The following is a 235-nucleotide window of genomic DNA, read 5'->3' on the forward strand; positions in this document are numbered from 1 at the left end:
GGCGAGGCCGTGGTCACCAAGGACTCACCCAATGCCTTTGTGTGCACGGACCTTGCCGAGCTCCTCAAAGGACTCAATGCCAGCGAGGGGGTGGTGGCCGGAATGATGACGAGCATGTGCGTCGATTCCATTGTCCGGGCGGCCGCGGAGCAGGGATTTGACGGTTCCCTCGTCCACGACGCCTTCGCTGCGCCGGATCTCGAGTTTGGCGGAGCGAAGGTTCCCGGGAAGATGT

Annotated in this window: 1 protein-coding gene; it reads left to right on the forward strand. The window is 63.0% G+C overall.

Annotation, left to right across the window (positions count from 1 at the left end; all coding sequences use genetic code 11):
* On the forward strand, nt 1-235 hold a 235-nt coding region (locus SB659_RS20565; RefSeq protein ID WP_410551781.1), incomplete at both ends, for an isochorismatase family protein.

The sequence above is a fragment of the Arthrobacter sp. SIMBA_036 genome (assembly GCF_046535135.1).
In the GTDB taxonomy this organism is placed as follows: domain Bacteria; phylum Actinomycetota; class Actinomycetes; order Actinomycetales; family Micrococcaceae; genus Arthrobacter.